Origin of the sequence: Pseudomonas sp. CCI1.1 (assembly GCF_034348165.1) — a bacterium.
Lineage (GTDB): Bacteria > Pseudomonadota > Gammaproteobacteria > Pseudomonadales > Pseudomonadaceae > Aquipseudomonas > Aquipseudomonas paracarnis.
Genome location: NZ_CP133780.1, coordinates 4,536,240 through 4,548,807, shown reverse-complemented (window position 1 = coordinate 4,548,807; position 12,568 = coordinate 4,536,240). Strand labels below are relative to the sequence as shown.

General features: G+C 60.4%; 10 protein-coding genes. 4 read left to right on the top strand and 6 right to left on the bottom strand.

What is annotated here, in order from left to right; all coding sequences use genetic code 11:
• Positions 1-63: 63 nt before the first annotated feature.
• Positions 64-1,404, top strand: coding sequence for a type II toxin-antitoxin system HipA family toxin (locus RHM69_RS20640; RefSeq protein WP_060766908.1), 1,341 nt, complete (start codon positions 64-66; stop codon positions 1,402-1,404).
• Positions 1,401-1,679 (top strand): helix-turn-helix domain-containing protein, encoded by a 279-nt coding sequence (locus RHM69_RS20635; protein ID WP_014720548.1) that lies wholly within the window; start codon positions 1,401-1,403, stop codon positions 1,677-1,679. Before RHM69_RS20640 ends, RHM69_RS20635 begins: the two co-directional genes overlap by 4 nt.
• 3 nt (positions 1,680-1,682) lie before the next feature.
• On the opposite strand, the gene RHM69_RS20630 is transcribed toward RHM69_RS20635, so the two are convergent.
• Together RHM69_RS20630 and RHM69_RS20625 are read right to left on the bottom strand one after the other, a co-directional pair.
• On the bottom strand, positions 1,683-2,453 hold the full coding sequence (locus RHM69_RS20630; RefSeq protein ID WP_014720547.1) for an amino acid ABC transporter permease: 771 nt from the start codon (positions 2,451-2,453) through the stop codon (positions 1,683-1,685).
• Entirely contained in the window at positions 2,450-3,271 is an 822-nt protein-coding gene (locus RHM69_RS20625) for an ABC transporter substrate-binding protein (protein WP_014720546.1), read from the bottom strand. The genes RHM69_RS20630 and RHM69_RS20625 overlap by 4 nt, the downstream gene beginning before the upstream one ends.
• A 114-nt stretch (positions 3,272-3,385) precedes the next feature.
• Between RHM69_RS20625 and RHM69_RS20620 the strand changes: the two genes are divergently transcribed.
• Positions 3,386-4,288: a homocysteine S-methyltransferase family protein gene (locus tag RHM69_RS20620; protein WP_020302823.1), complete on the top strand. Its 903-nt coding sequence runs from the start codon at positions 3,386-3,388 to the stop codon at positions 4,286-4,288.
• A 115-nt stretch (positions 4,289-4,403) separates the two neighbouring features.
• Here the strand turns inward: RHM69_RS20620 and RHM69_RS20615 are convergent, their stop codons facing one another.
• The 3 genes from RHM69_RS20615 to RHM69_RS20605 are packed head-to-tail and all read right to left on the bottom strand — an operon-like array spanning position 4,404 to position 6,167.
• Entirely contained in the window at positions 4,404-5,075 is a 672-nt protein-coding gene (locus RHM69_RS20615) for a GNAT family N-acetyltransferase (RefSeq protein WP_106111407.1), read from the bottom strand.
• A 10-nt stretch (positions 5,076-5,085) separates the two neighbouring features.
• On the bottom strand, positions 5,086-5,532 hold the full coding sequence (locus tag RHM69_RS20610; RefSeq protein ID WP_014720543.1) for a GNAT family N-acetyltransferase: 447 nt from the start codon (positions 5,530-5,532) through the stop codon (positions 5,086-5,088).
• Positions 5,529-6,167: an FMN-binding negative transcriptional regulator gene (locus RHM69_RS20605; protein WP_014720542.1), complete on the bottom strand. Its 639-nt coding sequence runs from the start codon at positions 6,165-6,167 to the stop codon at positions 5,529-5,531. Before RHM69_RS20605 ends, RHM69_RS20610 begins: the two co-directional genes overlap by 4 nt.
• Before the next feature lie 87 nt (positions 6,168-6,254).
• Here RHM69_RS20605 and RHM69_RS20600 point away from each other — a divergent pair, with 87 nt between their 5' ends.
• Complete coding sequence (locus tag RHM69_RS20600; protein ID WP_019818147.1) at positions 6,255-7,793, top strand: PLP-dependent aminotransferase family protein; 1,539 nt, start codon at positions 6,255-6,257, stop codon at positions 7,791-7,793.
• A gap of 4 nt (positions 7,794-7,797) precedes the next feature.
• Here the strand turns inward: RHM69_RS20600 and RHM69_RS20595 are convergent, their stop codons facing one another.
• A complete protein-coding gene (locus RHM69_RS20595) occupies positions 7,798-12,420 on the bottom strand; it encodes a dermonecrotic toxin domain-containing protein (RefSeq protein ID WP_200599366.1) in 4,623 nt (1,540 codons plus the stop codon).
• Positions 12,421-12,568: the final 148 nt, after the last annotated feature.

The following is a 12,568-nucleotide window of genomic DNA, read 5'->3' as shown; positions in this document are numbered from 1 at the left end:
ATGAGTGAGAAATGCACTATATTGCATGTGTTGCTCTCATCACTGCTTAGCAGGTGCACTAAATTGCAGAAAGACACCGCTTACTCTTTGACGCTGCAAATTTTCACCGCCGGGCACTGGCATGATGCTATGCGGCTTGAATTTCCTGAACCGCAACGGGGTTTTGTCGGGCCCTGCAGGTTTCATTACCGCCAGGATTATCTGGCCGATCACCTCGAAGAGATCCAGCAGCCTTTTTGCTACGCGGCCAGTGCCCGGTTCCCGCTGGATTGGGACGTTACGGTGCTCAAGTCAGCCCCCGCTTTTTTGCACGATATCGCGCCAGCCGGCGCGGCCAAGCGCTTTTTGATGCAGCGTCTTGGTCGTGAGAAACCCCAGGCCATCGATGACGACTTGTTCTTGCTGGGGCGCAGTACGTCGGCGCCGATTGGCAACATGCGGATCAAGGAGTCCATCCAAGCCCTGGGCGGTGAAACCCCGATGGGGTTTGCACGACATGAGGTCGTCAGTCGCGATAGCCGTTTCCTGGAATATGCCTATGAACAAGGTGCTGCCATCGGCGGTGCTACCGGAGCAGGGGGCGAGGCACCGAAATTGTTGATGACCCAAGGCGTAGATGGCTTGCTGTATCCAGACGCGATCCTGAATGACGCTGACGTCGCTCAGCACTGGTTCATCAAGTTCGCGCGCAACCAGGCTACGCAGACTGATCAAGATATCCTGCGAAGTGAGTACCACTATTACCGGGCGCTTGAGTCTCTTGGCATCGAAACGGTCGCCACCCAAGGGCTGGCGCTGGAAGAGGCGACAAAACCCAGCCTGTGGATGCATCGTTTTGATCGCAGGCTGGGTGAGGGCGGTGTTGAACGGCTGGCCGTCGAGTCGATCTATTCCTTGGCCGGTGTGACCACCCCTGGCAGCTACATGGATCATCTGGAGGTGGTGAGGCTGTTGGTCGATCAATGGCGAGCAGTGGGACAAGAGGACCACGTCGCAGATCTGGTCGCAGAGTACTTGCGCCGGGATTTGCTGAATAAAGTGCTGGGTAATTCGGATAACCACGGCCGCAATACATCGATCATCCGCGAGCCCAAGGCGCTGCGCCTGGCCCCCATTTATGATTTGGCACCCATGGTAATGGACGCTGAAGCCGTCACTCGAACCACCAAATGGCCCAAACCCTTGGAACTCGCCGGGGATATCAATTGGCGAGCGGTATGCGAGGCTCTGGCCGACCTCGTCGACCCCGAGCAAAGCTTTGAACGCCTGCGACAAACAGCCGAGCACCTGCGTGCATTACCGGATCTTCTGGTGGCCAGTGGCGTGCCCGCTGTGACCTTGAATCACCCAAGCATCCCATTAGGGAAACTGGACCTGCGTCTCAGGCAGTGGGGGTTGAGATGACGATTAGCATGGATGCTCGTGCGTTGTTGATCGACAGCGTCGAACAAGGCTTGGCCGGTGGCTCGCTTGAGCTGGGCTCCGCCGTACGCCGCCTGCGCATCGAAGTGACCGGCCTGCACCAAAGCCAGTTCGCCAGAATGTGCAAAATTTCGGTGCGTACCCTGGTGCATATCGAACATGGCGATGGCAACCCAACCCTGAAATCGCTGAATGCCGTGTTTCGGCCCTTCGGTTTGCAGATGGGCGTGGTCAAGGTGCGGCGCAACAGGCCCTGACCGTCAACCGCGCCGCACGTAGCCCTTGCCGAAATGCCGCTCCATCCGCGCCTGGATCAATTCGAGCCCCAGGGACATCACCCAATAAATGATCGCCGCCGTCGTGAGCATCTCGATATAGCGGTAGCTTGAGCGGCCATAGGACTGCGCCAGAAACATCACTTCCCACACGCCCATCACCGAGATCAGGGAGGAGTCCTTGAGCATCGAGATGAACTGGTTGGTGGCCGGCGGGATGATGGTGCGCATGGCCTGGGGCAGGGTCACGTGCCAGAAGATCGCCCTGTCGCGCATGCCCAGGGCCAGCGCGGCCTCGCGTTGGCCGTGGGGCACGCCGAGGATGCCGGCGCGGAAAATCTCGCTCAGGTAGGCGCCGTAATTCAGTGACAACGCGATGATCCCGGCGACGATGGCGCCTGGCACCAGCCCCAATTGCGGCAGGCCCAGGTAGATCAACAGGATCTGGATCAGCAGCGGCGTGCCGCGAAAGAACGAGGCGTAGAAACTGGCGATGCCGAACGCCACGGCACTTTTGGACAGGCGCCCCAACGCGGTGATAAAGCCCAGCACCGACGACGCGACAATGGCGCACAGGCACAAGAACAGCGTCAGCGCCGCGCCTTGCAGGAAGCCGTTGGGCGCAAGGTGCAGGCCGACCAGGTTGGGCAGCTTGTCGAGGATGATCGAGAACTTCAGGTCAAAGCTCAGGAAGAAACTCGCAAACAGCGCGAACAGCGCCGCCCAGGTCAGGTAAAGCCGTAGGCGAAAACTCATCGGCTGATATCGGCGCCGATCCATTTTTGCGACAGCGCGCTCAAGGTTCCGTCCTGCTTGAGCTGGGCGAAGACCTCACGCACTTTGCTGTCCCACTGCGGGTCGCCTTTCTCGATGGCCACCGAGTTGGGCTCCGAGTACAGCGGCGCACCGGCGAGCTTGAAACGCTTGTCCTGGGTCAGGCGCGGCTGTGCGGTGACCAGGTTGGTGAGGATCGCATCCAGGCGCACGCCAGCGCCCAGGCCCAGATCCTGGAACGCCACGTTGTCGGTGTCGTACGGGGCGATCTGCACCTCCTCGAACGGGTACTGCAACTGCGTGTCTTCGGCGCCTTCGATCACCAGGTTCTTGTTCAGGTAGCTTTCGTAGCTCGAGGCGCTGGTGAGGCCGACCTTCTTGCCGCTCAGGTCCCGGGCGTCGTGGATGCGGTCGTCCTTGGCATTGACCACAATCACGGCGGGCGAGGCGTAGTACTCCACCGGGAAGTCGAACACCTCGGCGCGTGCCTTGCTTGGGGTCATGGAACAGATGCAGATGTCGTAGCGCCCGCTCCACCGGCCGGCGGCGATCACGTCCCAGGACGGAGTTTCCAGGCGCAACTTCACGCCCAGTTTTTGCGCCACGGCCTTGGCCACGTCCACGTCGAAACCGTCGAGCTGGTTCTGGTCATTGAGAAATGAAAACGGCGGATAGCTTTCCATCAGCACGCCGACCAGTTCTTTTTTCTGCTCGACACGATCCAACGTGGCACCGCCAAAGGCTTGGGTTGAAGCAGCCAACATCGTCAGGCCCAGGGCCAACAGCGGTCTGAATTTCAAAATCGAACACCTGAATAAAAAAGAGGTTGTTATTAACCGAACGGTACGCATTAAATAGTTATAAGAACGACTCTCATAGTGAGTTATTTTCATAAGCATATGAGTAAAAAGCATATGGGCGCAGTAAGCACAGTAATTCTCGATGGTGGCATGGGCCGTGAACTGCAACGCCGTGGGGCGCCGTTCCGTCAGCCGGAATGGTCGGCACTGGCCTTGAGCGAAGCGCCGCAAGCGGTGGAGGCGGTGCACGCGGCCTACATCGACAGCGGCGCCAATGTGATCACCAGCAACAGTTACGCGGTGGTGCCGTTCCATATCGGCGAAGCGCGGTTCGCCCAAGAAGGGCAGGCGCTCGCCGCCCTGGCCGGTGAGTTGGCGCGACGGGCGGTGCAGGCCTCCGGTAAAGCCGTGCAGGTAGCCGGCTCACTGCCGCCGCTATTTGGCTCTTATCGCCCAGATCTGTTCCAGGCCGAGCGCGTCAGTGAGTTGCTCACCCCCTTGGTGAACGGCCTGGCCCCGCATGTCGATCTGTGGCTGGCGGAAACCCAGAGCTCGATCGCTGAAGCACGGGCGATCCAAGCCGGGCTGCCTAAGGATGGCAAGCCGTTCTGGCTGTCGTTTACCTTGAAAGACGAAGACACCGACGAGGTGCCGCGCCTGCGCTCCGGCGAACCGGTGGCGGACGCAGCCGAGGCGGCGGCGCAACTGGGCGTGCAGGTATTGCTGTTCAACTGCAGCCAGCCGGAAGTGATCGGCGCGGCGATTGACGCTGCCCGCAAGACCTTCGACCGTTTGGGTGTAGCGATTCAGATCGGCGCCTACGCCAACGCTTTCCCGCCGCAACCCAAGGAAGCCACGGCCAACGATGGCCTGGACCCGTTGCGCGATGACCTCGACCCACCCGGCTACTTGCAATGGGCGGCCGATTGGCAAGCGCGCGGCGCTAGCCATCTGGGTGGATGCTGCGGCATCGGACCGGAGCATATTGCGGTGCTGGCGCAGCGCCTGACCGACTGATTCACCGCTAGTCAAACCTGTGGGAGCTGGCTTGCCTGCGATGGCATCAACTGGTTTTGCCTGATACACCGAGGTGTCTGTATCGCAGGCAAGCCAGCTCCCACACATGTGAGTATTAACCCCGACACTCTGTGAGTGTCTTCAACTGGCCCGACCCACTCTGGTTCGCCTCCGACAACCACGCCTCAAACCCGGCACCGACCTTCGGCCATTCCGAATCCAGGATCGAATACCACGCCGTATCGCGGTTCTGCCCTTTGACCACCATGTGCTGGCGGAACACCCCTTCAAAACTGAACCCCAAGCGCTCGGCTGCGTACTTGGACCGCGCGTTGCCGTTGTTGCACTTCCACTCCAGCCGACGGTAGCCCTGCTCGAACGCATATTTGGCCAGCAGGTACACCGCTTCGGTGCTTTTCGGCGAGCGCTGCATCGGTGCGCCGAAGGTGACGTGGCCGATTTCGATACGGCCTTGCGCCGGGACGATGGACATCAGGCTGAGGATGCCCTGAACCTGGCCCGTTGCGCGGTCGATCACGCTGAAAAAGTACGGGTCGCTGTGGGCGGCGTGGTTGTTCAACCAGGCGTCGAAGGCACTGCGCTCGGTGAACGGGCCGTAGGGCAAGTAATCCCACAGCTTCGGGTCGGCCCCTGGGCCTTCAAGGGCTTGCCACAGTTGATCGGCATGGCGCGCCGGGTCGAGCTTTTCCAAGTGGATAAAACGCCCTTCAAGCAGTTGCGCAGTCGGCGCCGGGACGCCTTTCCAATCAGCGAGGGAAGTGATCATGCTGTGCTCCTTAAAGACCTTTGCGAAATTGGATGAAGCCTGGGCGTTCGGCGATGCGCTCGTAGAGTTGGATCGCGGTGGCGTTGGTCTCGTGGGTCAACCAGTGCACTTTGCAGCAGCCATCGGCCTTGGCGGTGGCGTAGACGAATTCGATCAGCTTGCGACCTACGCCCGTGCCACGTTGGGTCGGGTCCACCAGCAAATCCTGCAGGTAGCAGGAGTTCTCGATGCTCCAGTTGGAGCGATGGTAGATGAAGTTGACCATGCCCACCGCCTTGCCGTCCTGCCAGGCCAGTGCCGAATGGGTCGGCTCGCGGGGGTCGATCAGGCGTTGCCAGGTGCTTTGGCTGACGGCGTCCGGCAATTCGGTGTTGTAGAACGCCAAGTAGGCCTGCCACAGCGGCAGCCAGGCGGCTTGGTCGGCGGCTGTAACCTGGCGAATGTCGATCAAGCTCATTCTGAAACTCCTTGGGGAATAAAGCGGGCGAGGGTCTGGTCACGTACATCGGCACTGGCGGCCAGGCCGTCACGCACACCGGCCATGTCGGCGGCGCTGCGGTTCTGGCTGAGCTTGCGTTTGCCCACCAGGCGCTTGATCGGCAGGGCAAAGCCGACGATGGCCTTGAGCATGCCGTCAATGTAGTCCGCCGGTGCGTCGCTGACACGCCAGGGTTGGGCGCGGCCGCTTTCATGGCGGTCGGTGAGGGCGGTGACCACCTTGAGCAAGCGCTCGGCGTCGCTGAATACCGCAGGCGTGCCATAGGCGTGCACGGCGATGTAGTTCCAGGTCGGGACCACTTTGCCGTGCTCGGCCTTGGCGGGGTAAAACGCCGGGCTGATATAGGCGTCGGCACCGGCGAAGATCACCAGCGCTTCACCGCCATTTTGCAGCTCGCGCCATTGCGGGTTGGCTTTGGCCAAGTGACCGTACAGCGTGCCATTGGGCCCTTCATCGGGGTTGAGCAGCAAGGGCAAGTGGCTGGCTTGCAGGCCGTTTTCACCCACGGTTACCAACTGCGCCAGACGGGTGTGCTGGATCAGTTGCTGGATTTCGGGCAAGTCATCGAGAGCAAAGGCGCGGGGTGTGTACATGGAGATTTTCCTTGGCGAATGCCTGCATCCTAGGCAGGCTATTGGTTCGTTGTAAGAGCCATCTAGCGCTATTTTTATAGGTCCAATATGCCGCCTGTTTCGCCACCGTTGTCCTTCAACCCCGCCGGTATCGAGCTGGACCGCCGCCAGGGCCTCACGCGCCAGCTGTATGAGGCCCTGCGCCAGCGGGTATTGGATGGGCGATTGGTCAGTGGCACGCGGCTGCCCGCTACCCGTGATCTGGCGGCGGCCTTGTCGATTTCCCGCAACAGCGTGGTGCGCGCCTACGATCAGCTGTACGCGGAGGGGTTTATCGAAAGCCGGGTCGGTGATGGCACCTATGTTGCCCAATTGCCGATGGCCGAAAAACTATCCACAAAAGTATCCACAGGGTTGTCAACAGGCTTATCCCCAGGCTTATCCACAAAATGGGCGAATTTGCCCGAGGATTTAGATGACGAAGTTATCCACAGCGCCGGTTTGGCACGGGTAAAAGACCATCATCTGCCTCAGCCGCCGTTGGGACCGCCCCGGGCATTTCGCGTGGGCGTACCCGCCTTCGATCTGTTCCCGTTTGAGGTATGGGCCAAGCTGAATGGGGCGTTCTGGCGCAAACCCGACCTGGAACAGCTGTGCTATGGCGACCCGGCCGGTGACGGTCGCCTGCGCGGTTTGATCGCCGCGTACCTGCGTAGCTCGCGCGGCATGCAATGCACGGCTGAACAAATTGTGATCACCAGCGGCGCACAGCAGGCCATTAGCCTTTGTGCACAGTTGCTGGTGGAGCCTGGGGATGGCGTGGCGGTGGAAAACCCTGGCTATCGCGCGGCCGGCCATGCATTCGCTTTGGCCGGCGGGCGACTGCATGGCGTGCCGGTCGACGGCGAGGGCATGGATTGCCAGGTGCTCAGTACCCTCAATGATTGCCGCGTGGCGTATGTCACGCCTTCCCATCAGTACCCGCTGGGCGTGGTGATGAGCCTGGCTCGGCGCCTGGAATTGCTGGCCTGGGCCGAACGTTCAGGCGGTTGGATCGTGGAAGACGATTACGACGGCGAGTACCGCTACAGCGGCGCGCCGCTGTCACCGTTGGCCGCGCTGGATCGCAGTGGCCGCGTGCTGTATGTGGGCACCTTCGGCAAGGTGGCGTTCCCGGCGTTGCGCCTGGGTTATCTGGTGTTGCCACCGGGCCTGGTGCAAGCCTTCACCCGGCGCCGCGCCGTGGACGTGCGTCACTCCGAAGTCAGCACCCAGGCGGTGATGGCCGAGTTCATGGCGGCGGGGCACTTCCAGCGCCACATTCGTCGGATGCGTCGCGCCGCGCTCAGCCGGCGCAATGCGTTGTTGGCCGGATGGCCCACCGGGTTGCCCGGGGTCGGCGCGTTGCCAAATGCCGCGGCGGGTTTGCACATCACGGTGCGGGTGGACAGCCTGGCCCGGGAGCAGGCGTTGCTCGCTCAGGCCCGTGCAGTGGATGTCGAGATCAATGGTTTGAGCAGCTATTGGCTGGCTGGCACACGCCCGCCACCGGACCAGCATGCTGGCCTGGTGATGGGGTTTGCCGCCGTGCCGGAGGCGGCCATTGCGCAGGCGCTGGCGCGTTTGCGTCAAGCGTGGAAGGCGTAGCCGATCAGTTCTTGAAGAACAGCGACTTGGCCAGTTGCTCACCGATACTGCGGCGGTGGATTTCTATGATGTCCCAGTCACTGGGCCCGGTACGTTGGTGGGCGCCGCCGAGCCGATGTTGTTCGCGGGTCTTGAGATGATCCTTGGTGAAATTCTCCAATGCAGCGTTCTTGGTTTCATAGTGAAAGTGCGCGTACCACAGCGCCGTGCCATTCTCGTTATCGCGAATCTCGTACTCGTCCAGAAAGTCCTTTCTGGGCCCCTTGAGGGCACGCCGAGTGATGACCTTGACGATGGTGATCAGCCCCTGGCTGTGCAGCCAGTTCACCCGTTCCGCGGTTGGGGGCTGGCGCTTGATCATGTCGATGTAGGTTTCTTTGCCCTGCCGATAGAAACGTTGTGCCGCGTCTTTGAGATGACGATTGGTCACAGCAGCGGAGGTATGTTCGCTTTCTGTGAGATTGCGCTGGGTCAGCGCTTCTTCGATGTTCTTTGACGCGTCTTCCAGCGTCTTCGCATAGTCATCGAACATATCTTGAATGTCTTGCGGAGCATGCCAGGGCTTTGTTGAGAAACCCTTGTATTTGCGAATTTCGGCGTGTTCGCCCTCCAATAGCGTTTGCCCAGCGTTGATGCTGGTGTCCAGGTCCACCGAAACAGGCACGGGTGGGTGCAGCGCAGTTTTGTGCCGTGTGACCCACACCCCTGGCGACTTTTCATGGAATGTGGCGATCACCTTGCCGGTCATGCCGGCCCTGACGTCTACCAGGGAACTGTCGGTTTCACGCGGTTCACCCATTACCAAGCCGTGATGGCGTGTTTTGATTACTTTGCGCCGCGGGCGGGGCTCGGTCTTCGAGCTGCCGGGCTTGGGCTCCAGGGCTTTCTTCGTTCGCAGCAATTGCGCCAGGTCGTGCACGGCCCTTTGGCTGAACTCGCCAATCTGTTGGCGGAAACTTTCCAGGCGGCTTTTGTGCAAGTGTTGTGGGTAATCGGCGTGAAGATCGAGCAGGCGCTGGTCGGCACTGGAAAATTGCTCTACCAGGCTGTTGAGTACATCGATGCGCTCATCCAGCGATGCGCCATTACCGCGTTCCACAATCTCATTGAAACTCTCGACGTTCAGTTCGGCGCTATCGACGATCTGGCCCATCCGCTCGCGCAGCGTGGCGGGGATCTGGCGTTGCTCTTCATCGATACACAAGTAGCGGCCCAGGATGATCTCCAGGGATTTGAGTTCAGTGAGGGTCAGCTGTGGCAACTCCCCGATGGTTTTACGAATGACGGCTGCACCCTCATCTCCCAATGCTCTGAGATCGTTGAAACGGTCGTTGATGAACTGCAGGCGCTTGATGATTGCCTGGTTCAGGGTGGACAGGTCTTGGGCGCTGCGAGCCTGGTTTTTATAGTCGATGTCCACCTCGGCGTCGAGGATTGGGGACGACGACTTCAGGGCCTCCCTATAACTCACCACTTGTTGCTCCAAAGCGATCTGAGTCAGTTGCAATTGCTGTTTCAGGTAACCGCTCATAGTGCTCTGGTAGGTGGGCACCGTGTCGATGATGCTCAAGGACTTCAGTTGGCTGATCGCTTCGTCATACGCCGCCAGCCGGCTGTCGACTTTACCGATGAACGTTGTACGTCGCAGGTCCGTGGACGGGCCAGGGGCAGCGTCCAGCGCAGGCTTTGCCTCAAGCACGTCCAGCTGTTGGCGGGCGGCGACCGCGTCGAAGGCGTTGAGTTGAGTCATAAGTGCCGCAATGCGCGCCGGCTGATCGATCTTGACCGCACGCCGCCGGTTTCGAAGACCGCCGCCGCGTAGCCGCAAACGGACATCGACAAACCATTGCCCCGCGAGGTTGCCGATCAGCGGTGGGCCGGTACGCGAAGGTTCCTTCGGGTCGATGATGACGACGCTGTCGTTGTCATCCACCGTGACCTCGAACCAACGCTCGCTGACCGGTGCGTACCACTTATCTGCAAGCGGATAGAGATTGAGATGGTGACCGGGGTTTTTATTTTGTTCACCGAGTTTTTCGGGCTTGGCGACCTTGAAGCTGTCGAGCGTCTTGGCCAGTCCGAGGCGGCTGTGACTGAGGGCTCCGCGAGTGTGCACGGGGCCTTGATGCTTGGCTGAAAGTTGGCTGTCGGAAATAGTGGCCTGTTGGACTGAAGTAAATGTCTTCTCGGTAACGGACGGCCTGCCTACCGTTTCAATCGTCGTTTTCGTGGGTTCAGTGCCGACCCTGGGGGAAGCGGATCGCTTGGACGCTCGAGGGTGGCGCAGGGCGATGTGCAGCGTTAGGGCCATGCCGAGGTTGAGGAAGACATCCACCAACGCTGTCCAGGAGGCGGGCTGGTCACTCTTGTTCACGGCCTCCTCAGCGGCCTGCAGGTCGTCCATGATTTGCCAGACCCAAGCGGCGATGCCAAGGGTGCGGCCCAGGAAGGGCAGGGCGGCGTTGAAAATTTGCCAGCCGGCCTGTCGAAAGGTCGCCCAGCGTTTCTGTACGTTGGACACCGACTGGCGTGTCGCCAACTCGACCATGGCATTGGCGTTGGCCTTGAACAGCGTGGCAAAAATGTCATTGCCCATTTCTTCATCGCTCAACGTCACCGGGCCACTCATGTACAGCACGGTGAGCGGTTCGACCAGTGCGCGCACCACGGTCCAGGGCGAAGGAAGGGTGTCGGGGAAAACGTATTGGGCGTAGTTGAATCTTTGCGGTTCAGGTAGCCAGGCCAACACCGACTCGCGCAAGGAGCGCTCATGTTTGATGGCATAGAGCAGGTTTTGCCGCGACGCAAATTGCATCAGGGCCGGCTCCAGCAATGGCCGATAGAGTACGCAGGGACCGTTGCCGGAATGCTTCGGGCCAATCACGAACATATTGGTGACCACGTCTTGCTCAGGCCCGGGGCGCAGACTGGGCACGAAGGCCAGGCGGCGGATGACAATGGGGTGCCCGTCGACACGGCGCGCATGTTCATCGGGATGCATGACGGCGGCGACGTAGCGATAACCCAGCTCATCGAAGCCGCCCTGGCTGCGGATTTTCATCTGCAGGGCCAGCAACGGCAGTTGAATCTGCAGGTGGCGGATGTAGAGCTGTTGGCGGTGACTCGACTGGGTGGGGTCATCGAGCAGTTGCTGTTTGACCAGCGCGGGGTAGCGCTGACCGATGTCGATGTCCTCGATCACGTCTTTCAGGTAGCTGTAGGTCAGCCATGCGGGCACGTCACCGCCCCTGCCGTTGTAGTGCACTGTCACGTTGCCGGTGGGCAGGCCGGTGAGGTTTTCCAAGGCCAGGTCGATCAGGCTGCGTCGTGTGGTGTCCACGGCTCCGGGGACGATAAACGTGCCCCACAGCACTGGGCTCTCGATAACGATTTCGATGTTATCCAGGTTCAGGCGCGCCCCCGCTTGGGGGGAGCGGATAAGGTTTTGCAGCTGTGTCCGGGCGTAGTCACGAATGGCTGGAATGCCGTCCTGAAACGTTTCGCCGTGATAATGGCTGTGCAGTTGGGCCAGGTTGATCATATAGCGGCCGTAGGCGGCGATATCGGAGTCCGTTGCCGAAGCCAGCCAGTCTGGAAGTTGTCGGTGAATATCGCGGATATTCGACAGCTGGTGATCGCTCATTTCTTCGATACTGGGCACGATGCGGGCAACCGTGGTCGCGGGCACCTTTGCTTCGGCCAGGTTACCCAGGCCGGATTCGCCATAACTGCCTATGGCGTAGATTTGCAACGAGATCAGATTGCAGGCCAGCGTATCGAAGAAGTTGCCGTCGGGTTCATACAAGCGCCATTGCAAGGTGGCGTCGCTGGCGGGCGCACTCATTCGCGCAGGCAGCGCGGCACCCAATTGTGCCAGTGACTCGAACGTTTCATACCCGCTCACCAACGAGTGCGTCAGGATCATCGGGCGATTGGCGTGCTCGCCCACCAATACGGTGATATCCAGGAAGCTGGCATGGGTGGACCGGCCGGCTTCAAGAATGTCCACGTCGACCAGGTACGCGTGGGTCTTGTAAGGGTCTTTCAGCGAGCGTCTGGCCAGGTCGGGTTCCTGGAAAAATGCACGTGCCATCGCGCTTTCGTGCTCACTCAGGCCTTGCTCTTCGGTGATGTTCCACACCTTCCTCAGTGTGCTGGATAAGGATTGCCAGCGCGGACCGGTGGTGCCATTGGACGCGTTCCAGAAGTCCAGTTGCTGTTCCTGGAATGCAGTGAACAGCAGGTCGGATAGCTCGTTGATCAGGCGTGCGATGGCATCGATTTTCACTGCCAGATGCACAGGAATCAGAGCGTACGGCTGAAAGGTGAGGAAATGTTGGCCGTCGATATAGGTCACTCTCTCGCTGGACAGTGCCTGGCGGGCCAGCACTGAGGTGAGCGATTCGACAGTGGCCGGCGCACGCACGACGTCGTTGCCGACCACCACCCATTGAGGGCTGACGACCATGGCCAGGTCGGGTTCGATATCCAGCGTGGGATATAGCGCCTTGATAGCTGAGCGCAATGCCGTTGCGGCCACTTCGCGGATAGTGGGGCCACTGGTTAACTGGGTCAGCAGTTCATAGGTAGTAGGTGGACGGTGATTGTTGACAGTGTCATTGGGCATGCGCAGCTCCTTTGCATTCAATGGCCCGTACGGGCTTTAAGGAACGCGCAAGGTAGCGAGCGACGTTACCGCAGGGGTGGTAGATACGTCGCGCTGCGGCTGGCTGCGGTCATGAGTCGAGGGCGCGAACGCCCCCGCCTCAGGGGGA

Excerpts from the sequence above, each read along its gene's own strand:
- RHM69_RS20635 (WP_014720548.1), top strand. The coding sequence starts at position 1,401 with ATGACGATTAGCATGGATGCTCGTGCGTTGTTGATCGACAGCGTCGAA.
- RHM69_RS20630 (WP_014720547.1), bottom strand. The coding sequence starts at position 2,453 with ATGAGTTTTCGCCTACGGCTTTACCTGACCTGGGCGGCGCTGTTCGCG.
- RHM69_RS20620 (WP_020302823.1), top strand. The coding sequence starts at position 3,386 with ATGGGCGCAGTAAGCACAGTAATTCTCGATGGTGGCATGGGCCGTGAA.
- RHM69_RS20615 (WP_106111407.1), bottom strand. The coding sequence starts at position 5,075 with ATGATCACTTCCCTCGCTGATTGGAAAGGCGTCCCGGCGCCGACTGCG.
- RHM69_RS20610 (WP_014720543.1), bottom strand. The coding sequence starts at position 5,532 with ATGAGCTTGATCGACATTCGCCAGGTTACAGCCGCCGACCAAGCCGCC.
- RHM69_RS20605 (WP_014720542.1), bottom strand. The coding sequence starts at position 6,167 with ATGTACACACCCCGCGCCTTTGCTCTCGATGACTTGCCCGAAATCCAG.
- RHM69_RS20600 (WP_019818147.1), top strand. The coding sequence starts at position 6,255 with ATGCCGCCTGTTTCGCCACCGTTGTCCTTCAACCCCGCCGGTATCGAG.
- RHM69_RS20595 (WP_200599366.1), bottom strand. The coding sequence starts at position 12,420 with ATGCCCAATGACACTGTCAACAATCACCGTCCACCTACTACCTATGAA.